Genomic DNA, 21723 nt, shown 5'->3' on the forward strand with positions numbered 1-21723 from the left:
GTTGTGGATTAAATGTGCTGCAGGGGATCAGAGCAGCACCACATCATATTGTTCCTGGGAATACATGGTTTCGACCTGAAAGCGTATGGTTCGACCGATGAAACCTTCAAGCTCGGCGACGTTACCGGATTCTTCATCGAGCAGGCGATCCACCACTTTCTGGTTCGCCAACACCCGGTACCCCTCGGCCTGATAAGCGCGGGCCTCGCGCAGAATTTCGCGGAAGATCTCGTAACAGATGGTTTCCGGAGTCTTCAGCTTGCCGCGCCCCTGACAGCTGCTGCACGGCTCGCACAGCACTTGCTCAAGGCTTTCACGGGTGCGCTTGCGGGTCATCTGCACCAGGCCCAACTCGGTGATGCCGATGATGTTGGTCTTGGCGTGATCACGTTCGAGCTGTTTTTCCAGGGTGCGCAGCACCTGGCGCTGATGCTCCTCATCTTCCATGTCGATGAAGTCGATGATGATGATCCCGCCCAGATTGCGCAGGCGCATCTGCCGGGCAATCGCGGTGGCGGCTTCGAGGTTGGTCTTGAAGATGGTTTCTTCAAGGTTGCGATGGCCGACGAAGGCCCCGGTGTTGACGTCGATGGTGGTCATGGCTTCCGCCGGATCGACCACCAGATAACCACCGGACTTGAGCGGCACTTTGCGCTCGAGGGCTTTCTGGATTTCGTCTTCGACGCCATACAGGTCGAAAATCGGTCGCTCACCCGGGTAGTGCTCCAGACGATCGGCGATTTCCGGCATCAGTTCGGCGACAAACTGCGTGGTTTTCTGGAAGGTTTCCCGGGAGTCGATGCGGATTTTCTCGATCTTCGGGCTGACCAGATCGCGCAGGGTACGCAGCGCCAGACCGAGGTCTTCGTAGATCACGCTCGGTGCGCCGATGGTCTGGATCTGCGCATTGATCTGGTCCCACAGGCGCCGCAGGTAGCGGATGTCCATGAGGATTTCATCGGCCCCGGCGCCTTCGGCGGCGGTACGCAGGATGAAGCCACCGGCCTCCTTGATTCCTTCCTTGGCCACGCAATCGCTGACCACCTGCTTGAGGCGCTCGCGCTCGGCTTCGTCTTCGATCTTCAGGGAAATGCCGACATGGGCGGTGCGCGGCATGTACACCAGATAGCGCGACGGGATCGACAGCTGGGTGGTCAAACGTGCGCCTTTCGAACCGATCGGATCCTTGGTGACTTGCACCACCAGGCTCTGGCCTTCATGCACCAGCGCGCTGATGCTTTCCACCGCCGGGCCTTCGCGCAGGGAGATTTCCGAGGCGTGAATGAATGCCGCACGGTCCAGACCGATATCGACAAATGCCGCCTGCATGCCCGGCAGCACCCTGACGATCTTGCCTTTATAGATGTTGCCGACGATCCCGCGTTTTTGCGTGCGCTCAACGTGGACTTCTTGCAGCACACCGTTTTCGACCACCGCCACGCGCGATTCCATCGGCGTGATGTTGATCAGAATCTCTTCACTCATGGCAGGGTCTCGTTCAGGCATGTTCACGATAATGGCCGCATCTTGATCCATACGACGCTCATTGCGCGTTCAGGTTTTGCCAACAGGGTATGCCGAAATGGCCCAACAGTTCTGCGGTTTCGCAAACCGGCAGCCCGACCACCGCCGAATAGCTGCCATTGAGCCCGGCGACAAACACCGCGCCGAGGCCCTGAATGCCATAACCGCCGGCCTTGTCCCGAGGCTCGCCACTGGCCCAGTAGGCCGCCGCCTCTTCGCGGCTGATCGGGCGGAAGCGCACCAGACTGCGCACCACGCGCGACTCGCAATGCTGGCCTTCCAGCACAGCGATGGCGGTCAGCACTTCATGCTCCTTGCCGGACAACATCATCAGCATGGCGCATGCGTCGACTTCGTCCACCGGTTTGCCAAGAATTTTACCGTCGAGGACCACGGCAGTGTCCGCCCCCAGTACGCAAAACGCCGCGTCGCAGGCGAGCGCGCGTCGACCGGCCTCGGCCTTGCCACGCGCCAGGCGCTCGACATAGGCCGAAGGCGATTCTTCGGCAAGCGGGGTTTCGTCGATTTCCGCACTGATGGCGGAGAACGGCACGCCGATCTGCGTGAGCAATTCACGCCGGCGCGGCGAACCAGAGGCGAGGTAAAGCGGCTTCATCAAGACATCTCCCTTGTCGAGGTGCGGGCACATGCCTGACCGAATCAGTTGATTTTGTAGCGCCGGCGCAATCCACGCAAAGCGAAGCTGACCCAGGGCCAGAGCAACGCGCTGGTCAATGCCGGCAGCACCAGTGCCAGCGTTGGCTGGCGGTTGCCGGTCAGCGCGCTGAGCCACAGTTGAACCAGCTGAGCGAGGCCGAAGATCACCAGGATCACCAGGCATTGCTGCCACATCGGGAACATCCGCAGACGCTGCTGCAACGACAGCACCAGGAAGGTGATCAGCGTCAGGATCAACGCGTTCTGCCCAAGCAGCGTGCCGTACAGCACGTCTTCGGCCAGTCCCAGGCAAAACGCGGTCACCATGCCGACCGTTTGCGGCAGGGCCAGAGCCCAGAACGCCAGAAGCAGCGCCAGCCACAGCGGGCGCAGGATCTCCATGAATTGCGGCATCGGCGACACACTGAGCAGCAGGCCGATGAGAAACGTCAGCCAGACCATCCAACCGTTACGCGAAGCGGTAGCCCCGACCATTATTCTTGTCTCCCGGTGTTGGCCGGCGTGGTGACAGGCGGTTTGGCCGCTGGTCGAACCGCCGGCTGGGACGGTGCAGGCCGGCTATTCGCGGGCGTGGCTGCAGTTGGTTTGGCAGGGGGCTTGCTGGCGACCGGTTTGGCCGGCGTAGCACTGACTGCCGGCGTGGCGGTCGCGGCCGGCGCAGGTACCGCTGCAGGCGGTGTCACGGTTTTCGGCACCGTGGCCGGAATCACCGGTCCACCGCCCTGCGCATCAAGATTTTCCTGAGCCTGCGCCGCATCGTTGGCGCGCTCTTCGGCGGTGCGGTTGTCGCTGAATACCAGCAGCAGATAACGGCTGCGGTTCAACGCAGCGGTCGGCACCGCACGGACAATCGCGAAAGGCTGACCGGAGTCGTGGATGACTTCCTTGACCGTTGCCACCGGATAACCGGCCGGGAAGCGCTGCCCGAGGCCGGAGCTGACCAGCAGATCGCCTTCCTTGATGTCAGCGGTATCGGCGACGTGCCGCAGTTCCAGACGTTCCGGGTTGCCGGTGCCGCTGGCAATCGCCCGCAGACCGTTACGGTTCACCTGGACAGGAATGCTGTGCGTGGTGTCGGTCAGCAGCAGCACACGGGAGGTGTACGGCATCAACTCGACCACCTGGCCCATCAGCCCGCGTGCATCGAGCACCGGCTGACCGAGCACCACGCCATCGCGCTCACCCTTATTGATGATGATGCGATGGGTGAAGGGATTGGGGTCCATGCCGATCAGCTCGGCCACTTCGACCTTTTCGTTGACCAGTGCGGAGGAATTGAGCAGCTCGCGCAGCCGCACGTTCTGCTCGGTGAGAGCGGCGAGCTTTTGCATGCGGCCCTGCAACAGCAGATTCTCGGTCTTGAGTTTTTCGTTTTCGGCGACCAGCTCGGTGCGACTGCCAAACTGACTGGCGACACCGTCCCACAACCGGCCGGGCAGGTCGGTGATCCAGTAGGCGTCCATCAGCACCAGCGACATCTGGCTGCGTGCAGGCTTGAGCAGACTGAAGCGGGCATCGACCACCATCAGCGCGACCGACAGCACGGCCAGCACCAACAGGCGCACGCCCAACGAAGGGCCCTTGGCGAAAAGCGGTTTAATAAGCCGCTCCTCCCAGGCAAATGTTCTGTTTATTCATACGGCATCAAACCGGCCTGGATGAAGACTGACAGAAGATAAACGCCAACAGGCAGCACTGCAAAGTGCTGCCTGTGCGCTCACCCACGTATTGCAACCCAGCGCTTATTCGCTGGAGAGCAGATCCATGGTGTGCTTGTCCATCATTTCCAATGCACGGCCACCGCCGCGAGCAACGCAGGTCAGCGGGTCTTCGGCAACGATCACCGGCAGACCGGTTTCCTGGGCCAGCAACTTGTCGAGGTCACGCAGCAGCGCGCCACCACCGGTCAGCACCAGACCACGCTCGGCGATGTCGGAAGCCAGTTCCGGCGGCGATTGCTCCAGGGCGCTTTTCACGGCCTGAACGATGGTTGCCAGAGACTCTTGCAGAGCTTCCAGCACTTCGTTGGAGTTCAGGGTGAATGCGCGTGGAACGCCTTCGGCCAGGTTGCGACCGCGAACGTCGACTTCGCGAACTTCGCCGCCCGGGTAGGCCGTACCGATTTCCTGCTTGATGCGCTCGGCCGTCGATTCACCGATCAGGCTGCCGTAGTTACGGCGCACGTAGGTGATGATCGCTTCGTCGAAGCGGTCGCCGCCCACGCGGACGGATTCGGCATAGACCACACCGTTCAGGGAGATCAGCGCGATTTCAGTGGTACCACCACCGATATCGACGACCATCGAGCCACGGGCCTCTTCAACCGGCAGGCCGGCACCGATCGCAGCAGCCATCGGCTCTTCGATCAGGAACACTTCACGGGCACCGGCACCAAGGGCCGATTCACGGATGGCACGACGCTCAACCTGGGTGGATTTGCATGGAACGCAGATCAGCACACGAGGGCTGGGCTGCAGAAAGCTGTTTTCGTGAACCTTGTTGATAAAGTATTGCAGCATCTTTTCGCAGACGCTGAAGTCGGCAATCACGCCGTCCTTCATCGGACGAATGGCAGCAATGTTGCCCGGCGTACGGCCGAGCATGCGCTTGGCTTCGGTGCCGACAGCGACGACACTTTTCTGGTTACCGTGTGTCCGAATGGCCACAACCGATGGCTCATTCAGGACGATACCGCGCTCGCGCACGTAAATAAGGGTGTTGGCAGTGCCCAGGTCAATGGAGAGATCGCTGGAAAACATGCCACGCAGTTTCTTGAACATGGGAAAGGGACCCTAGGCAACGCGTGGGTAAAAAAGTGCGGCAAACTCTAACAACGACAGGGATTTTGGGCAAGGCGCCAATATGTTAAATTGGCCGCTTTTCTGTGCACCAAGCCCCACAATCGCGGCCTTATGACCGTAGAAGTGCGGTAGTGTTCCGACAATCTAACACACGGACGCCGTCCGTTCTGTTTTCCACTGGAGAATCCCGATGGCGCTAGAACGCTCCGACGTGGAAAAAATCGCGCATCTGGCCTGCCTTGGCCTGAATGATGCCGATCTTCCGCACATTACTTCCGCCCTCAACAGCATTCTCGGGCTGGTCGACGAAATGCAGGCCGTCGATACCGACGGTATCGAGCCTTTGGCCCACCCGCTGGAAGCCAGTCAGCGCCTGCGCGCCGACGTCGTGACCGAGACCAATCACCGCGAGGCTTACCAGTCCATCGCACCAGCGGTCGAAAACGGCCTGTATCTGGTTCCGAAAGTCATCGACTAAAGGGAAAGAGCCTGCAATGCATCAAATGACTCTGGCCGAGATCGCCCGCGGTCTCGCCGATAAAAAGTTTTCCTCCGAAGAGCTGACCAAAGTCCTGCTGGCGCGTATTACCCAGCTCGATCCGCAGCTCAACAGCTTCATCAGCCTCACCGAAGAGCTGGCGCTTGCGCAGGCGAAAGCCGCCGACGCGCGCCGGGCCAACGGTGAGAGCGGCGCCCTGCTCGGTGCGCCGATTGCCCACAAGGACCTGTTCTGCACCCAGGGCATCCGCACCAGTTGCGGCTCGAAGATGCTCGACAACTTCAAGGCCCCGTACGACGCCACCGTGGTTGCGAAACTCGCGGCTGCCGGCGCCGTGACGCTGGGCAAGACCAACATGGACGAATTCGCCATGGGTTCGGCCAACGAGTCGAGCTGGTACGGCGCGGTGAAAAACCCGTGGAACCTGGAACACGTGCCGGGTGGTTCGTCCGGTGGTTCGGCGGCGGCGGTTGCCGCTCGTCTGTTGCCGGCGGCCACGGCCACCGATACCGGTGGTTCGATCCGTCAGCCCGCTGCATTCACCAACCTCACCGGCCTGAAACCGACGTACGGTCGTGTTTCGCGCTGGGGCATGATCGCTTACGCCTCCAGCCTCGATCAGGGCGGCCCATTGGCGCGCACGGCCGAAGACTGCGCGATTTTGTTGCAAGGTATGGCCGGGTTCGACCAGAACGACTCCACCAGCATCGATGAGCCGGTTCCGGATTACTCCGCGGGTCTCAACACTTCGCTGCAAGGCCTGCGCATCGGCGTGCCGAAGGAATACTTCAGCGCCGGTCTCGACCCGCGCATCGCCGAACTGATCCAGAACAGCATCAAAGAGCTGCAGAAGCTCGGCGCCGTGATCAAGGAAATCAGCCTGCCGAACATGCAGCACGCGATTCCTGCGTACTACGTGATCGCCCCGGCCGAAGCCTCTTCGAACCTGTCGCGTTTCGACGGCGTGCGCTTCGGCCATCGCTGCGAGAACCCGGAAAACCTGATCGACCTGTACAAGCGCTCGCGTGGCGAAGGCTTCGGGCCTGAAGTGCAGCGCCGGATCATGGTCGGCGCCTACGCGCTGTCCGCCGGTTACTACGACGCCTACTACCTGAAAGCGCAGAAGATCCGTCGCCTGGTGAAAAACGACTTCATGGCGGCCTTTAATGAAGTCGACATCATCCTCGGCCCGACTACGCCGAACCCGGCCTGGAAACTCGGCGCGAAGAACAGCGATCCGGTCGCTGCCTATCTGGAAGACGTCTACACCATCACCGCCAACCTCGCGGGCCTGCCGGGCCTGTCGATGCCGGCCGGTTTTGTCGACGGTCTGCCGGTGGGCGTGCAGTTGCTTGCGCCGTATTTCCAGGAAGGCCGTTTGCTCAACGTTGCGCACCAGTATCAGTTGAACACTGACTGGCACACCCGCACCCCAACCGGCTTCTGAGGAGACACACATGCAATGGGAAGTCGTGATCGGGCTGGAGATTCACACTCAGCTCACTACCCGGTCGAAAATCTTTTCCGGTAGTTCCACCCAGTTCGGCTCCGAGCCGAACACCCAGGCCAGCCTGATCGACCTGGGCATGCCCGGCGTATTGCCGGTGCTGAACCAGGAAGCGGTGCGCATGGCGGTGATGTTCGGTCTGGCGATTGACGCCGAGATCGGTCAGCACAACGTGTTCGCCCGCAAAAACTACTTCTACCCGGACCTGCCGAAGGGCTACCAGATCAGCCAGATGGAATTGCCGATCGTCGGCAAGGGCCACCTGGACATCGCGCTGGAAGACGGCACCGTCAAACGTGTCGGCATCACCCGCGCGCACCTGGAAGAAGACGCCGGCAAGAGCCTGCACGAAGAATTCAACGGTGCCACCGGCATCGACCTGAACCGTGCCGGCACGCCGCTGCTGGAAATCGTTTCCGAGCCGGACATGCGCAGCGCCAAGGAAGCCGTGGCTTACGTCAAAGCGATCCACGCGCTGGTGCGTTACCTGGGCATCTGCGACGGCAACATGGCCGAAGGCTCGCTGCGTTGCGACTGCAACGTCTCGGTCCGCCCGAAAGGCCAGGTCGAGTTCGGCACCCGCTGCGAGATCAAGAACGTCAACTCGTTCCGCTTCATCGAGAAGGCGATCAACTCCGAGATCCAGCGGCAGATCGAGCTGATCGAAGACGGCGGCAAAGTGATCCAGCAGACCCGTCTGTACGATCCGAACAAGGACGAGACCCGTCCGATGCGCTCCAAAGAGGAAGCCAACGACTACCGTTACTTCCCCGATCCGGACCTGCTGCCGGTGGTCATCGAAGAGTCGTTCCTCGGCGAGGTGCGCGCCACTCTGCCGGAACTGCCACCGCAAAAGCGCGAGCGCTTCCAGAGCCAGTTCGGTCTGTCGGCCTACGACGCCAACGTGCTGGCCACCAGCCGTGAGCAAGCGGACTACTTCGAAAAAGTCGCGGCCATCGGTGGCGACGCCAAACTGGCGGCGAACTGGGTGATGGTCGAGTTGGGCAGCCTGCTCAACAAGCAAGGCCTGGACATCGAGGACTCGCCGGTCTCCGCCGAGCTGTTGGGCGGCATGCTGCAGCGCATCAAGGACAACACCATCTCCGGCAAGATCGCCAAAGTGGTGTTCGAAGCGATGGCCAACGGCGAAGGCACGGCGGACGAGATCATCGACAAGCGCGGCCTCAAGCAAGTGACCGACAGCGGCGCGATCTCGGCGGTACTGGACGAAATGCTGGCGGCCAACGCCGAGCAAGTCGAACAATACCGCGCGGCAGACGAAGCCAAACGCGGCAAGATGTTCGGCTTCTTTGTGGGTCAGGCCATGAAGGCTTCGAAAGGCAAGGCCAACCCGCAGCAAGTGAACGAACTGCTGAAAAGCAAGCTCGAAGGCTGATGCAAATGGGGCCAGACCTGAAGCCTGGCTCCATCCCCTGTGGGAACAATCCATGGCTGAAGGGGTTTTGTGGTGAGGGGATTTATCCCCTCACCACAGAAGCTGATCTCCACATTGGGTTGTTTCCACATTTGTTTTGTGGAGCTTTCGAATGAAACGCCTGCTCGGCGCCTGCGCCCTGCTCTCCTTGCTCGCCGGTTGCGCCAGCAACGACATCATCGACCCGCACGGTTACGACCAGACTGGCGTCGCTTCCTATTACGGTGCCAAGCACCACGGTAAACGCACCGCCAGCGGCGAAGCGTTCAACCAGAATTCCCTGACCGCCGCCCATCGCCAACTGCCGTTCGGCACGCGGGTGAAGGTCACCAATCTGAAAAACGACAAATCCTGCGTTGTGCGCATCAATGATCGCGGCCCGCACACCCGTGGCCGCTTGATCGATGTCTCCCGTGAAGCCGCCGAACGCCTCGGCATGCTAGGCAGCGGCACGGCACGCGTGCGCATACAGGCCCTCGACGACTGATGGAGCGCTGACCATTTTTGCTCTGGCCGATTTACCGCTGATCAACGTGATCGAGTTGCTCAGCGGCCTGATCTTGTTGATCCTCGGCGCCGAACTGATGGTGCGCGCCGCGGTGCGTCTGGCCGCCCGCCTGCATGTACGACCACTGATCATCGGCCTGACCATCGTCGCCCTCGGCAGCAGCGCCCCGCAAATGGCGGTCAGCCTGCAAGCGACCCTGACGCACAACCCCGACATCGCCGTCGGCAGCGTGATCGGCAGCAGCATCTTCAACATCCTCGTGACCCTCGGTCTGTCGGCGCTGATTATTCCGCTGCGGGTCTCGCGGCAACTGGTGCGCCTGGATATTCCGCTGATGATCGGCGCCAGCCTGCTGGTGTTTGTCCTCGCCTGGAACGAACAGATCGGTCGCTTCGACGGCGTGCTGCTGCTCGCGGCATTGGCGTTGTACCTCAGTTTGTTGCTGCGCCAGTCGCGGCACTCGGCGCGTCCGCATTCGCAATTGCCGCAAGCCCCGCAGGTGCCGTGGTTCAGCAGTCTGTTGATGATCGTCGTCGGTCTGGCGCTGCTGGTGTTCGCCGGGCATTTGCTGCTCGGCGCAGCGGTGGCGGTGGCGACGGATCTGGGCTTCTCCGAACGAGTAATCGGCCTGACCGTGGTCGCGGTCGGCACCTCGCTGCCGGAGCTCGCCACCTCGCTGATCGCCGCACTGCGCGGGCAGCGCGATATCGCCGTGGGCAACGTGATCGGCGCCAACCTGTTCAACCTGCTCGGGGTGCTCGGCGTTACCGCACTGATCGCACCGACACCGTTGTCGGTCTCGCCCAACGCACTGGATTTCGACCTGCCGGTGATGCTCGGCGTCGCCGCGTTGTGCCTGCCGGTGTTCTATTCCGGCTATCGCGTGACCCGCGCTGAAGGTTTGTTGTTGCTCGGTTTGTACGCGGCTTACGGGCTGCACGTGGTGTCGTTCACCACCGGCATGCCACTGGCCGGCAAACTGGAAAAGCTGATGCTGTTTTACGTGCTGCCAACGCTGCTGGCGTTTCTGTTGTTCACGTCCGTACGCGCCTGGCGCCGCCAACACCACAAGAGGGATGTGCCATGACCGATTCGCAGAAAACCGGGGTTGAAATGCGCCGTCAGGTAATGGGCGACGCGTTTGTCGACCGCGCGCTGGGCAATGCCACCGAGTTCACTCAACCCTTGCAGGATTTCGTCAACGAACACGCCTGGGGCGGCGTGTGGAATCGCGAAGGTTTGCCGCTGAAGACTCGCAGCCTGATCACCCTCGCCGCGCTGACCGCGTTGAAGTGCCCGCAGGAATTGAAGGGTCACGTGCGTGGCGCGTTGAACAATGGCTGCACGGTCGAGGAGATTCGTGAGGCGCTGCTGCATTGCGCGGTATATGCCGGAGTACCGGCGGCGATCGATGCGTTTCGCGCGGCGCAGGAAGTGATCGACAGTTATCAGAAAAACTAAAAGATCGCAGCCTTCGGCAGCTCCTACAGGAGAACGCATTCCAATGTAGGAGCTGCCGCAGGCTGCGATCTTTTGATCTTGCCCTTCAGATCCACCCACCCCACTGCAACAGAAAGATCCCGATATTGGTGGTCACCGCCGCCATCAGCGTGGTCAGCACAATGATCGCCGCTGCCAGCTCATGATTGCCCTGCGCTGCCCGGGCCATGACGAAACTCGCCGCCGCCGTCGGGCTGCCGAAGTACAGAAACAGAATCCCCAGCTCCGCTCCGCGAAAGCCCCACAGCCACGCACCGAGCGTCGCCAGCACCGGCAAACCGATCATCTTCACCAGACTCGAACTGAGCGCCATGCTCCCGCTCTTGCGCAGCGCCGCTAATGACAGCGTGCCGCCAATGCAGATCAGCGCCAGCGGCAAGGTGGTTTGCGCCAGATACTGGCCGGAGGTTTCCAGCCAGCCTGGCAGGCTGATCTGGAAATACGCGAACGGTGCGGCGGCAATCACGCTGATGATCAGCGGATTGCTGAAAACGCTTTTGCAGATGCTCCACGGATCGGACTTGATCACCGGGCTGTACACCGCAAGCACGATGGTCGACAGCGTGTTGTAGAACAGGATCACCAGCGCCGCGAGAATTGCCCCGAGGGAAATCCCGTAGTCGCCGTACATGCTCGCCGCCAGCGCCAGACCAATCACCCCGTTGTTGCCGCGAAACGCGCCCTGGGTGTAGATGCCGCGATCTTCACGCGGGCACTTGATGATCGCCCAGCCCCAGGCCAGGGCAAAACTCACCAGCGTGGCGACTGCAAAATAGATCAACAGCGCCGGTTGCAGCGCGGCGTGCAGATCCGCATGCAGAATCCCGAGAAACAACAGCGCCGGCATGCTGACGTTGAACACCAGCGCCGAGGCGGTGTGGATGAAGTTGTCGTTGATCCAGTCGATGCGCTTGAGCAACACCCCGAGGAACAGCATGGCGAACACCGGCGCGGTGATATTCAGGGTTTCGAGGAAGATTGCCAGCATGCCGGGGGAGCCTTTGGGTGAGCGTCGTCAGGGGCTAATGATAAGCCACTGAGTTGCCATTGAAGATCAAAAGATCGCAGCCTGCGGCAGCTCCTACAGTGGAATTCGGGTTTCCCTGTAGGAGCTGCCGCAGGCTGCGATCTTTTTTGGGGTCAGGTAATCGGCGCCGGATTGAACAGGGTGATGTCGTTATGCAGCTTGTGCTTCTCCGCCCATGTCTGCTGCTTGCCGCTCGCCACATCCAGGTAATAGTGGAACAACTCCCAGCCCAACGCCTCGATGGACGCACGACCGGTAGCAATCCGCCCGGCATCGATATCGATCAGATCCGGCCAGCGTTGCGCCAGCTCGGTCCGGGTCGAGACCTTGACCACCGGCGCCATGGCCAAGCCATACGGCGTGCCCCGCCCGGTGGTGAACACATGCAGGTTCATCCCCGCGGCCAACTGCAAGGTGCCGCAGACAAAATCACTGGCCGGGGTCGCGCAGAAAATCAAACCCTTCTGCTTGAAACGCTCGCCCGGGCCGAGCACGCCATTGATCGCGCTGCTGCCGGATTTGACGATCGAACCCAGCGACTTCTCGACAATGTTCGACAACCCGCCCTTCTTGTTGCCCGGCGTGGTATTGGCGCTGCGATCCGCTTCGCCCTTGGCCAGATAGCGGTCGTACCAGTCCATCTCGCGCACCAGTTCCTGCGCCACGGTCTTGGTTTCGGCACGGGACGTCAGCAGATAGATCGCATCGCGCACTTCGGTGACCTCGGAAAACATCACCGTCGCCCCGGCGCGCAGCAGCAAGTCAGAGGCGTAACCCAGCGCCGGGTTGGCGGTGATGCCGGAGAACGCATCGCTGCCGCCGCACTGCATGCCGAGGATCAGCTCGGAGGCCGGCACGGTTTCGCGGCGGCGCTGGTCAAGCTTCTGCAAACGGACTTCAGCCAGCGCCATGATCTGCTCGATCATCTCGGTAAAACCGTGACTGGAATCCTGCAGGCGATACAGCCACGGCTCGCTGAGATCGACCGAGGCGTCATCCTCGTGCATCACCTGCCCGGCCTGCAATTTCTCGCAGCCCAGGCTGATCACCAGCGCTTCGCCACCCAGGTTCGGGTTGCGTGCCAGATTGCGCACGGTGCGGATCGGGATGTACGCATCAGTGGCGGTGATCGCCACGCCGCAGCCGTAACTGTGGGTCAGCGCCACCACGTCATCAACGTGCGGATACTTCGGCAGCAACTCGTCCTTGATGCGTTTCACCGCGTGATCAAGCACGCCGGTCACGCACTGCACCGTGGTGGTGATCCCGAGAATATTGCGCGTACCGACGGTGCCGTCGGCGTTGCGATAACCCTCGAACGTGAAGCCTTCCAGCGGGGCCTGTGCGGCAGGCACCTCGGTGGACAGCGGCAGGCTGTCCAGCGGCGGCGCAGTCGGCATGCGCAGTTGATCTTCCTTGACCCAACTGCCACGCGGGATCGGCTGCAACGCGTAGCCGATGGTCTGGCCGTAGCGAATCACCTGGCCGCCCTCGGGAATGTCCTCGAGGGTGACCTTGTGGCTCTGCGGCACAAAGTCCACGGTCACCAGACCGTCCGGGAACTCGGTGCCGGCCGGTACGCCCTGGTCGTTGACCACAATCACTACGTTGTCCCGCTCGTGCAGGCGGATGTAGCGCGGCGAGTCGGAATGTTCAATCAACTGCATGACGCCGCTCCTCAGGAATGCGCTTGAGACAATTTGCCGGTGATTTCAGAACCACCGTTGGTGGGCGGCTCTTTGAGCACCACACGTTTGATCGGGCCGACGATCACCAGGTAGCTGAACACCGCGACCAGTGCGTTGGCACCGACGAACACTAGCGCCCACTTGAACGAACCGGTGGAGCTGATGATGTAGCCGATCACGATCGGCGTGGTAATCGAAGCGAGGTTGCCGAAGGTGTTGAACAACCCGCCGCTCAGGCCAGCGATCTGTTTTGGCGAAGTGTCGGACACCACCGCCCAACCCAGCGCGCCTACGCCTTTGCCGAAGAAGGCCAATGCCATGAAACCAACGACCATCCATTCCACGTCAACATAGTTGCAGGCCACGATACTGCTCGAGACCAGCAAGCCGGCAATGATCGGCGCCTTGCGGGCGAAGGTCAGCGAATGCCCTTTGCGCAGCAGGTAATCGGAAATCACCCCGCCAAGCACGCCACCGATGAAACCGCAGATCGCCGGCAGCGAGGCAATGAAACCAGCCTTGAGGATGGTCATGCCGCGCTCCTGCACCAGGTACACCGGGAACCAGGTCAGGAAGAAATAAGTGATGCCGTTGATGCAATACTGGCCCAGATACACGCCGAGCATCATGCGGTTGGTCAGCAACTGACGGATGTAATCCCACTTCGGCCCGTCGGATTTTTTGCCTTGCTTGCCGTCCATGTCGACCATGCCGCCGTTGTCGGCGATGAACTGCACTTCGGCTTCGTTGGCCAGCGGATGCTGACGCGGGCTGTGGATAACCTTGAGCCAGACCAGCGAGAAGATGATGCCAAGGATACCCATGACAATGAACACGTGCTCCCAGCCGAAGCGATACACGATCCAGCCCATCAGCGGCGCGAACAGCACAGTGGCGAAATATTGCGCCGAGTTGAAGATCGCCGATGCCGTACCGCGTTCAGCGGTCGGGAACCAGGCCGCGACAATCCGTGCGTTACCGGGAAAGGATGGCGCCTCCGCCAGACCGACCAGAAAGCGCAGCATGAACAGCGCAACGATCGCCGTGGACATGCCGAATTCACCGACAAAGCCTTGCAGCACGGTGAACAGCGACCAGGTGAAAATGCTCAGGGCGTAGACTTTTTTCGAGCCGAAGCGATCGAGCAGCCAGCCACCGGGAATCTGTCCGGCGACGTAGGCCCACCCGAAAGCGGAGAAGATATAACCGAGGGTGACCGCGTCGATGCCGAGGTCTTTTTGCAGGCTGGAACCGGCGATGGCGATGGTCGCGCGGTCGGCGTAGTTGATCGTGGTCACCAGAAACAGCATGAGCAGGATCAAATAGCGGACGTGAGTCGGCTTGGACGATTGCATGTAGATGTACTCCCACTGATTATTTTTATGCGCGGGTGAATCTGTTGTGCTGCATGTATTCCCTGTAGGAGCTGCCGAAGGCTGCGATCTTTTGATCTTGATCTTCAAACAAATCAAAAGATCGCAGCCTTCGGCAGCTCCTACAGGGGTATTGCTTCAGGAGCCGATGTAGCTGGTCTTCACGACCGTGTAGAACTCTTGCGCATAGCGGCCTTGCTCACGTGAGCCATAGGATGAACCCTTACGGCCCCCGAACGGAACGTGGTAATCGACACCGGCGGTCGGCAGGTTGACCATCACCATCCCGGCCTGCGAATGGCGCTTGAAGTGGTTGGCGTACTTCAGCGACGTGGTGGCGATACCGGCGGACAGACCGAACTCGGTGTCGTTGGCCATCGCCAGCGCCGCCTCGTAATCGGCCACGCGAACGACGTTAGCCACCGGGCCAAAGATTTCTTCACGGCTGATGCGCATCGACGCTTCGCTGTCGGCAAACAGTGTTGGCGCGAGGAAGTAGCCTTCGGTGTCGCAGGTCACCAGACCACCGCCGCTGACCAGACGTGCACCTTCGGACTGGCCGATGTCGATGTACTTCATGTCCTGTTCCAGCTGCGCCTGGGAAACCACCGGACCGATGTCGGTGCCGGATTTCAGCGCGTGGCCGACCTTGATCGACTGCATGCGCTCGGCCATGGCTTCAACGAACTTGTCATGAATCCCGGCAGTGACGATCAAACGACTCGACGCCGTGCAACGCTGGCCGGTGGAGTAGAACGCGCTCTGCACCGACAGCTCGACCGCTTGCTTGAGGTCGGCGTCGTCGAGAATGATCTGCGGGTTCTTGCCGCCCATTTCCAGCTGCACCTTGGCCTGGCGCGACACGCAATTAACAGCGATCTGCCGACCGACGCCCACCGAACCGGTAAAGCTGATGCCATCGACTTTCGGGCTGTTGACCAGCGCTTCGCCGACCACCCGACCGCTGCCCATCACCAGGTTGAACACGCCGGCCGGGAAGCCAGCGCGGGAGATGATTTCCGCCAGCGCCCAGGCACAACCTGGCACCAGATCGGCAGGTTTGAGCACCACGCAGTTGCCGTAGGCCAGGGCCGGGGCGATTTTCCATGCCGGAATGGCAATCGGGAAGTTCCACGGGGTGATCAAACCGACCACGCCGAGGGCTTCGCGGGTGACTTCGACGTTGACGCCCGGGCGCACCGACGGCACGTAGTCGCCGGACAGACGCAGGCATTCACCGGCGAAGAACTTGAAGATGTTGCCGGCGCGGGTCACTTCGCCGATGGCTTCGGGCAGGGTCTTGCCCTCTTCCCGGGCCAGCAGGGTGCCGAGTTCTTCGCGACGGGCGAGGATTTCCGTGCCGACTTTATCCAGCGCATCGTGACGGGCCTGAATGCCCGAAGTCGACCACGCCGGGAACGCGGCGCGGGCCGCATCGATGGCGGCGTTAACCTGAGTCAGGTCAGCCTTGGCGTAGTCGCCGATGGTGTCGCTCAGCTCGGACGGGTTGATGTTGGCCGAGTAATCGGCACCGGCGACCCATTCACCGTTGATGTAGTTGTCGTAACGCTTGGAATCAGCCACAGAAAATTCTCCTCTCTACGCAAAAGCCGCTGATTGCTCAGCGGCCTTGTGGGTCGGTGTTTATTGCGCGCCTTGTTTGTCGATCAGCGCGGCGAGCATTTCGAATTCTTCGCCGGTCAGGTCAGTCAGCGGTGCGCGCACCGGGCCTGCGTCATAGCCGGCGATTTTCGCGCCTGCCTTGACGATGCTCACGGCGTAACCGGCCTTGCGGTTGCGGATGTCCAGGTACGGCAGGAAGAAGTCGTCGATGATCCTGGCGACGGTGGCGTGATCGTCACGGGCAATCGCGTGGTAGAAGTCCATCGCGGTTTTCGGGATGAAGTTGAACACTGCCGAGGAGTAAACCGGCACGCCCAGTGCCTTGTAGGCAGCGGCGTAGACTTCCGCAGTCGGCAGGCCGCCGAGGTAGCTGAAGCGATCACCGAGGCGGCGACGGATCGACACCATCAACTCGATATCGCCCAGACCGTCCTTGTAGCCGATCAGGTTCGGGCAGCGCTCGGCCAGACGTTCCAGCAGTGGCGCGGTCAGGCGGCAGACGTTGCGGTTGTAGACCACCACGCCGATGTTCACCGATTTGCACACCGCTTCAACGTGGGCGGCGACGCCGTCCTGGCTGGCCTCGGTCAGATAGTGCGGTAGCAGCAACAGGCCTTTGGCGCCCAGACGCTCGGCTTCCTGGGCGTACTCGATGGCTTGACGGGTCGAGCCGCCGACACCGGCCAGAATCGGCACGCTGCTGGCGCAGGTATCGACCGCGGTCTTGATGATTTCCGAGTATTCGCTGGCGGCCAGGGAGAAGAACTCACCGGTGCCGCCGGCGGCGAACAAGGCTGAAGCGCCATACGGGGCCAGCCACTCCAGACGTTTGATGTAGCCGGCGCGGTTGAAATCGCCCTGAGCATTGAAATCAGTGACCGGGAACGACAGCAGACCGGCGGAGAGGATGGACTTCAGTTCTTGTGGATTCATTATTCGAACACCCTGGGTAGCAACGTTTTTTGTGAGTTTTATGGTTCAGCCAGCGCTGAAGTTGTAGGTCATCGTACAACTTAAAAGATAACCGTCAACTGCATTTCATCGTTGCCCCGCACTTTTTGTCGGACAAGATTCGATCTTGACGTAGGAAAAATCTGGTCTAGGCTCGACCTGACTGTATATCCATACAGTTAAAAATAAATCCACCGACGACATATCAAGGAGCCAGAAATGTCCGGACTGCATGCAAAACCACAGGTACGACCCAAACCGGTCGTCGCTCGACTCGATGATCTTTTCACTGTAAAAGGCATGCGCTTCAACGCCGACAATCCGCATCTGCTGCTGCACATCGCCGACGCCCATAGCGATGTCGTACCGGCCGCCGCCCTCCCCGGCAACGCCTTGAACATTCGACCGCCACTGCACTTCGAAGGCGCTGAACACACGGCCATCGGCGATAACACCCTGCTGCGCTTCAGCGAAAACGCCGAGCCGATTCGCGCGCAAAACAAGCCCTTGCACTTGCCCAATGGCCTTGCGCTGACCTACGGCCAAGTGGTGGCGCTGGCTGGAGATTTCTACGGCGTGGTCGATCGACCGATCAACGAAGGCGCGACCCCGGCTGATCGCCTGAATCGCTTCCACGCTGCATTTGATTCTCTCGCCGTGCTGCCGGCCTCACGCGCCGAGGCCACGCAGATTCTCGCGGTCATGCAAAAGGAGATCGACGCGGTCAAACAGGCGATCAAGGACGGTAAATCACCGCACGAAGCCTACGACGCGCTCGGAGATACGTTGTCCGAAGAGTGGAACAAGCTCACCGGCGGCGGCAGTTTCGTCTCCGCGCTATTCCCGCTTGGGCGCTATCTGAAACTGGCGGCGAACAACGCCGACCACTTTGGCGAATGGGCCAGACTGGCCTACATCGCCGGCCACACCGCCGCCCTGCAAACCGCCGTCGCAGCCCGCGCCAATCACGATGAGCAGCAACTGGAACGGGCCTACGCGATGAACGCGTTTGCCGACCACTTCCTCACCGACCTGTTCTCTGCCGGCCACCTGCGTGTGCCACGCAAAGAGATGGCGGCGGTGGTCACGCCGAGCGATCTCGGCTCGCTGGTCACCCGTTTCATGCACGACGAGGACAGCAAATTCGGCCTCAAGGTGCGCAACGCCCATGGCGATCAATGGCGCGCCTACGGCGACAAACGTTACTTCGACGCCAGCGACGCGGACAACCGAACCCAGGTCAATCTGGCGGTGCAGGCTTCGGCGGATGAAATCTTCGCCGCCTACCTCAGCGGCAACGTGCCCGCCCCTTCAACGTTTGCTGCGCTGCAATGCCTGCCGGATCTGACGGCGGTGCTGAATCTTTCCAGCAACTTCTCGCCGCTGTTCCGCGTAGAGGGCGGCAAGGTGCTGCGGCGCAAAGATGTGAACAACCTCAACGACACCGCCACCATCGATGACTGGTGGGGCTGGAGCACTTACTTGCTGCTCAAGGACTACCACCCGACGGGCAACGTCAATCAAGGAGAATGAGCAATGACGATCACATTGAAACTGGAACTGACGTCGGGGCAGTCGCTACAGGGCGCGCCGCTGGAGCTGCTGGCGGACGGCAAGCCGATTGCGCGGGGGGTTGTGGATAAATCGGGAGAGGTGGCGTTTGCTGCCAAGCCTGGTAACGCGAAACTGGCAGTGAGGGTGGATCGCTCGATATTGCCGCGCTGAATTCACCGGCCTCATCGCTGGCAAGCCAGCTCCCACAGTGACTGATGTCGTACACGGGATCCGCTGCAACATAGGAACCTGTGGGAGCTGGCTTGCCTGCTCCCCTCAGCGATCGATGTCGTACACGGGATCCGCTTCAACATAGGAACCTGTGGGAGCTGGCTTGCCAGCGATAGCGGTATGTCAGGCGCACATAATCTGCCAGACGCTCATCCGCGCTGCGCCTGTGCCTCTTCATGGGCCTGGCGCAGCCTTTCACGGCTGTTGGTCAAATGCAGGCGCATCGCCGCCCGCGCCGCATCGGCATCCTGGCGGGCAATTGCCTCGTAGATTTCCTCGTGCTCACGGCTCAGGCGATTCATGTAGTGCTGCTGATCATCATGCGCCAGGCGCGCCGAATTCAGCCGCGTACGCGGAATGATGCTGGTGCCCAGGTGGGTCATGATGTCGGTGAAGTAACGGTTGCCGGTGGACAGTGCGATTTCCAGGTGGAAGGCGAAGTCCGACGCTACCGCATCGCTGGCGTGGGCCACGCTGTCGTTCAGTGCATCGAGGGCGGCGCGCATGGTCGCCAGTTGTTCGGGACTGCGACGTTGCGCGGCGAGGCCGGCGGACTCCACTTCCAGGCTGATGCGCAACTCCAGAATCGCCAGCACGTCACGCAAAGTGACGACGGTCGCCGGGTCGATGCGGAAACCGCTGGGGCTCGGCGTGTCGAGCACGAAGGTGCCGATGCCGTGGCGGGTTTCCACTTGGCCGGCAGCCTGCAAGCGGGAGATCGCCTCGCGCACCACCGTGCGGCTGACGCCATGCTCCTGCATGATCGCCGACTCGGTGGGCAATTTGTCGCCGCGCTTGAGCAGACCGTCGCGGATCTGCTCGGTCAGCACCGTCACCAGCTCCTGGGCCAGGCTGCGGCGCTTGCGCGGGAGGCGTGGGGTGTCGATCGGGTTTTCCATGGTCAACGTCTGGTCTCGAAAAATCGGCTTGGTGGGCATCATAGCGCAGGCGGGTTGTACGATCACTCGTCACAAACTTCCCCTGTAGGAGCTGCCGCAGGCTGCGATCTTTTGATCTTGAAAAACAACATCAAAAGATCGCAGCCTGCGGCAGCTCCTACAGGGGGATTTCTGTGGGTCAGGCGGTCACGGCCTGTTCCACCAGATGCCCGCTGTCGATCCGTACATGCCGTGGGTGGAAGCGCTTGAGGCTGCTGCGGTGGCCGACGCTGACGATGCTCAGGCCCGGCAACTGATCAATCAGCGCCTGATACAACGTTGCCTCATCCTCTTCATCCATCGCCGACGTCGCCTCGTCCATGTACAGCCATTGCGGTGCGTAAAGCATCGCGCGGGCGAAGGCCAGGCGTTGCTGCTCACCCGGCGACAGCATGCGCTGCCAGTGATTGGCTTCGTCCAGACGTGCGACCAGATGCGGCAGACGGCAAGTCTCCAGCACCTGCGCGTAACGCTCTGGCGCGTAGGTGTCGCCCGGTTGTGGATAACTCAAGGCTTCGCGCAGGGTACCGATCGGCAGATACGGCTTCTGCGGCAGGAACAGATAACGCGCTGCCGGCAGACGAATAGCACCGTGGCCCGCGGGCCACAAGTGCCCCATCGCCCGCAACAGCGTGGACTTGCCGCTGCCGGAGCGACCGCTGAGCATCACCCGCTCGCCGGGCTCTACCGTCATGTCGGCATTGGTCAGCAGGTGACGACCATCGGCCAGGTCCAGGCCGAGGTTGTGCACTTGCAATTCGCTGCCTTGGTTTTGCACGTCGATGGCCGGGCGGCGCTGTTCGTTATCGGTCATGGCCTGACGGAAACTCAGCAGACGATCACAGGTGGCGCGCCAAGACGCGAGGCTCTGATAGGCGCTGATGAACCAGCTGAAACTCTCCTGGACGTTGCCGAATGCCGAGCTGATCTGCATCAGTTCACCCAGCTCGATCTTGCCGGCGAGGTAGCGCGGCGACGCCACGATAAACGGGAAAATGATCGCAGCCTGGCTGTAACCGGCAGTGAAGAACGTCAGGCGCTTGGACACTTTCATGATGTCCCAGAAGTTGTGCCAGACATTACCGAAGCGACCGCTCAAACGACGATTTTCGTTCGGCTCGCCGTTGTACAACGCGATGCTCTCGGCATTTTCACGAATCCGCACCATGGAAAAACGCAGGTCGGCTTCGAAGCGTTGTTGTTGGTTGTTCAGGCCGATCAAGCGGCGACCGATCAAGTGCGTCAGCCAGCTGCCCACCACGGCGTAGACCAGCACGCACCAGAACATGTAGCCGGGAATGGTGATGCCATAGACCTCAATGCTGCCCGACACGCCCCACAGAATGATCGAGAACGACACCAGGCTGACGATATTGCGCAGCAGGCCGATCCCCAGCTCAAGGGTATTGGAGGTGAAGTTATTGAGGTCTTCGGAAATCCGCTGGTCCGGGTTATCGGTGTAACCGCCCTGCTCCAGCTGGTAGTAATTCTTGTCGGCGAGCCAACGGGAGAAATGCTTTTCGGTGAGCCAGGCCCGCCAGCGAATCGTCAGCATCTGGGTCAGATAAAGCCGGTACACCGCACCGACAATCGCCACCGCTGCAATCGCGCAGAAATACAGAATCAGCTGCCAGAACGCCGCTTCATCTTTCTTCTGCAGCGCGTTGTAGAAATCCTTGTACCAGGTGTTGAACCACACCGAGATCCCCACGCTGAGCAACGACAGCGCAATCACCGCAATCAGCAATGTCCAGGCCTTGCCCTTCTCTTCGCTGCGCCAATAAGGCGTGATGATCCCCCACACCTTGCGAAAAAACTGCCCGCGCACAGCATCGTTGACCGCGGAATATTCAGCGTTCTGATTCATGGAAAAGGCTCGATAAAGA

At 61.0% G+C, this 21723-nt stretch carries 20 protein-coding genes; 8 read left to right on the forward strand and 12 right to left on the reverse strand.

Translation table 11 applies throughout. The features are described 5' to 3' along the window. Positions 1 to 27: 27 nt before the first annotated feature. From rng to mreB, 5 genes are all read right to left on the reverse strand, one after another. The gene (rng, locus tag AB1J88_RS16335; protein WP_007961585.1) at positions 28 to 1485 is read right to left on the reverse strand and encodes a ribonuclease G; all 1458 of its coding nucleotides are present in this window, start codon (positions 1483 to 1485) and stop codon (positions 28 to 30) included. 58 nt (positions 1486 to 1543) lie between these two features. After that, positions 1544 to 2140, reverse strand: a complete 597-nt coding sequence (locus AB1J88_RS16340) for a Maf family protein (protein WP_041072825.1) — start codon at positions 2138 to 2140, stop codon at positions 1544 to 1546. A 44-nt stretch (positions 2141 to 2184) separates the two neighbouring features. Further along, positions 2185 to 2676, reverse strand: a complete 492-nt coding sequence (gene mreD / locus AB1J88_RS16345; protein WP_003221660.1) for a rod shape-determining protein MreD — start codon at positions 2674 to 2676, stop codon at positions 2185 to 2187. Further along, positions 2676 to 3803 (reverse strand): rod shape-determining protein MreC, encoded by a 1128-nt coding sequence (mreC, locus tag AB1J88_RS16350; protein ID WP_430292695.1) that lies wholly within the window; start codon positions 3801 to 3803, stop codon positions 2676 to 2678. Before mreC ends, mreD begins: the two co-directional genes overlap by 1 nt. 141 nt (positions 3804 to 3944) lie before the next feature. Further along, positions 3945 to 4982: a rod shape-determining protein MreB gene (gene mreB / locus AB1J88_RS16355; protein WP_002555108.1), complete on the reverse strand. Its 1038-nt coding sequence runs from the start codon at positions 4980 to 4982 to the stop codon at positions 3945 to 3947. Positions 4983 to 5193: 211 nt separating this feature from the next. On the opposite strand from mreB, the gene gatC reads away from it, so the two are divergent. The 6 genes from gatC to AB1J88_RS16385 all read left to right on the forward strand — a co-directional run bounded on the left by gatC (position 5194) and on the right by AB1J88_RS16385 (position 10413). Then, the gene (gene gatC / locus AB1J88_RS16360) at positions 5194 to 5481 is read left to right on the forward strand and encodes an Asp-tRNA(Asn)/Glu-tRNA(Gln) amidotransferase subunit GatC (protein WP_003221657.1); all 288 of its coding nucleotides are present in this window, start codon (positions 5194 to 5196) and stop codon (positions 5479 to 5481) included. Positions 5482 to 5497: 16 nt separating this feature from the next. After that, positions 5498 to 6949: an Asp-tRNA(Asn)/Glu-tRNA(Gln) amidotransferase subunit GatA gene (gatA, locus tag AB1J88_RS16365; RefSeq protein ID WP_095667492.1), complete on the forward strand. Its 1452-nt coding sequence runs from the start codon at positions 5498 to 5500 to the stop codon at positions 6947 to 6949. A gap of 10 nt (positions 6950 to 6959) precedes the next feature. Then, entirely contained in the window at positions 6960 to 8405 is a 1446-nt protein-coding gene (gene gatB / locus AB1J88_RS16370; RefSeq protein WP_041072816.1) for an Asp-tRNA(Asn)/Glu-tRNA(Gln) amidotransferase subunit GatB, read from the forward strand. Positions 8406 to 8556: 151 nt separating this feature from the next. Next, complete coding sequence (locus AB1J88_RS16375) at positions 8557 to 8931, forward strand: septal ring lytic transglycosylase RlpA family protein (protein WP_041072815.1); 375 nt, start codon at positions 8557 to 8559, stop codon at positions 8929 to 8931. 46 nt (positions 8932 to 8977) lie between these two features. Next, on the forward strand, positions 8978 to 10039 hold the full coding sequence (locus AB1J88_RS16380; RefSeq protein WP_041072814.1) for a calcium/sodium antiporter: 1062 nt from the start codon (positions 8978 to 8980) through the stop codon (positions 10037 to 10039). Beyond that, positions 10036 to 10413 (forward strand): carboxymuconolactone decarboxylase family protein, encoded by a 378-nt coding sequence (locus AB1J88_RS16385; RefSeq protein ID WP_041072813.1) that lies wholly within the window; start codon positions 10036 to 10038, stop codon positions 10411 to 10413. Before AB1J88_RS16380 ends, AB1J88_RS16385 begins: the two co-directional genes overlap by 4 nt. Before the next feature lie 85 nt (positions 10414 to 10498). Here AB1J88_RS16385 and AB1J88_RS16390 read toward each other — a convergent pair whose 3' ends face one another. The 5 genes from AB1J88_RS16390 to kdgD form a co-directional block, all read right to left on the reverse strand. Beyond that, positions 10499 to 11440 carry an AEC family transporter gene (locus AB1J88_RS16390; protein WP_041072811.1) on the reverse strand — a complete coding sequence of 314 codons (942 nt, stop codon included), beginning with the start codon at positions 11438 to 11440 and terminating at the stop codon, positions 10499 to 10501. 152 nt (positions 11441 to 11592) lie between these two features. Further along, a complete protein-coding gene (gene garD, locus AB1J88_RS16395) occupies positions 11593 to 13146 on the reverse strand; it encodes a galactarate dehydratase (protein ID WP_430291471.1) in 1554 nt (517 codons plus the stop codon). Positions 13147 to 13157: 11 nt separating this feature from the next. Further along, positions 13158 to 14522, reverse strand: a complete 1365-nt coding sequence (locus AB1J88_RS16400; protein ID WP_430291472.1) for an MFS transporter — start codon at positions 14520 to 14522, stop codon at positions 13158 to 13160. A 156-nt stretch (positions 14523 to 14678) separates the two neighbouring features. Beyond that, positions 14679 to 16124 carry an aldehyde dehydrogenase family protein gene (locus AB1J88_RS16405; RefSeq protein ID WP_430291473.1) on the reverse strand — a complete coding sequence of 482 codons (1446 nt, stop codon included), beginning with the start codon at positions 16122 to 16124 and terminating at the stop codon, positions 14679 to 14681. Positions 16125 to 16184: 60 nt separating this feature from the next. Further along, on the reverse strand, positions 16185 to 17096 hold the full coding sequence (gene kdgD / locus AB1J88_RS16410; RefSeq protein ID WP_041072803.1) for a 5-dehydro-4-deoxyglucarate dehydratase: 912 nt from the start codon (positions 17094 to 17096) through the stop codon (positions 16185 to 16187). A 237-nt stretch (positions 17097 to 17333) separates the two neighbouring features. On the opposite strand from kdgD, the gene AB1J88_RS16415 reads away from it, so the two are divergent. Both AB1J88_RS16415 and AB1J88_RS16420 read left to right on the forward strand, forming a co-directional pair. Then, complete coding sequence (locus tag AB1J88_RS16415) at positions 17334 to 18647, forward strand: phospholipase (RefSeq protein ID WP_430291474.1); 1314 nt, start codon at positions 17334 to 17336, stop codon at positions 18645 to 18647. A gap of 3 nt (positions 18648 to 18650) precedes the next feature. After that, positions 18651 to 18839: a hypothetical protein gene (locus AB1J88_RS16420; RefSeq protein ID WP_145597338.1), complete on the forward strand. Its 189-nt coding sequence runs from the start codon at positions 18651 to 18653 to the stop codon at positions 18837 to 18839. A 209-nt stretch (positions 18840 to 19048) separates the two neighbouring features. Here the strand turns inward: AB1J88_RS16420 and AB1J88_RS16425 are convergent, their stop codons facing one another. After that, positions 19049 to 19798, reverse strand: a complete 750-nt coding sequence (locus AB1J88_RS16425; protein ID WP_041072876.1) for a FadR/GntR family transcriptional regulator — start codon at positions 19796 to 19798, stop codon at positions 19049 to 19051. A 178-nt stretch (positions 19799 to 19976) separates the two neighbouring features. Beyond that, entirely contained in the window at positions 19977 to 21704 is a 1728-nt protein-coding gene (locus AB1J88_RS16430) for an ABC transporter ATP-binding protein/permease (RefSeq protein ID WP_041072797.1), read from the reverse strand. Positions 21705 to 21723: the final 19 nt, after the last annotated feature.

This window comes from Pseudomonas sp. S8, from assembly GCF_050473925.1.
Taxonomy (GTDB): Bacteria; Pseudomonadota; Gammaproteobacteria; order Pseudomonadales; family Pseudomonadaceae; genus Aquipseudomonas; species Aquipseudomonas parakoreensis.

Bases quoted from the DNA above. Each gene is read 5' to 3' on its own strand.
- AB1J88_RS16375 (WP_041072815.1), top strand. From the start codon at position 8,557: ATGAAACGCCTGCTCGGCGCCTGCGCCCTGCTCTCCTTGCTCGCCGGT.
- AB1J88_RS16400 (WP_430291472.1), bottom strand. From the start codon at position 14,522: ATGCAATCGTCCAAGCCGACTCACGTCCGCTATTTGATCCTGCTCATG.
- garD (WP_430291471.1), bottom strand. From the start codon at position 13,146: ATGCAGTTGATTGAACATTCCGACTCGCCGCGCTACATCCGCCTGCAC.
- AB1J88_RS16425 (WP_041072876.1), bottom strand. From the start codon at position 19,798: ATGGAAAACCCGATCGACACCCCACGCCTCCCGCGCAAGCGCCGCAGC.
- AB1J88_RS16340 (WP_041072825.1), bottom strand. From the start codon at position 2,140: ATGAAGCCGCTTTACCTCGCCTCTGGTTCGCCGCGCCGGCGTGAATTG.
- AB1J88_RS16430 (WP_041072797.1), bottom strand. From the start codon at position 21,704: ATGAATCAGAACGCTGAATATTCCGCGGTCAACGATGCTGTGCGCGGG.
- kdgD (WP_041072803.1), bottom strand. From the start codon at position 17,096: ATGAATCCACAAGAACTGAAGTCCATCCTCTCCGCCGGTCTGCTGTCG.
- rng (WP_007961585.1), bottom strand. From the start codon at position 1,485: ATGAGTGAAGAGATTCTGATCAACATCACGCCGATGGAATCGCGCGTG.
- gatA (WP_095667492.1), top strand. From the start codon at position 5,498: ATGCATCAAATGACTCTGGCCGAGATCGCCCGCGGTCTCGCCGATAAA.
- mreB (WP_002555108.1), bottom strand. From the start codon at position 4,982: ATGTTCAAGAAACTGCGTGGCATGTTTTCCAGCGATCTCTCCATTGAC.
- gatB (WP_041072816.1), top strand. From the start codon at position 6,960: ATGCAATGGGAAGTCGTGATCGGGCTGGAGATTCACACTCAGCTCACT.
- AB1J88_RS16420 (WP_145597338.1), top strand. From the start codon at position 18,651: ATGACGATCACATTGAAACTGGAACTGACGTCGGGGCAGTCGCTACAG.
- AB1J88_RS16385 (WP_041072813.1), top strand. From the start codon at position 10,036: ATGACCGATTCGCAGAAAACCGGGGTTGAAATGCGCCGTCAGGTAATG.
- mreD (WP_003221660.1), bottom strand. From the start codon at position 2,676: ATGGTCGGGGCTACCGCTTCGCGTAACGGTTGGATGGTCTGGCTGACG.
- AB1J88_RS16415 (WP_430291474.1), top strand. From the start codon at position 17,334: ATGTCCGGACTGCATGCAAAACCACAGGTACGACCCAAACCGGTCGTC.
- AB1J88_RS16390 (WP_041072811.1), bottom strand. From the start codon at position 11,440: ATGCTGGCAATCTTCCTCGAAACCCTGAATATCACCGCGCCGGTGTTC.
- gatC (WP_003221657.1), top strand. From the start codon at position 5,194: ATGGCGCTAGAACGCTCCGACGTGGAAAAAATCGCGCATCTGGCCTGC.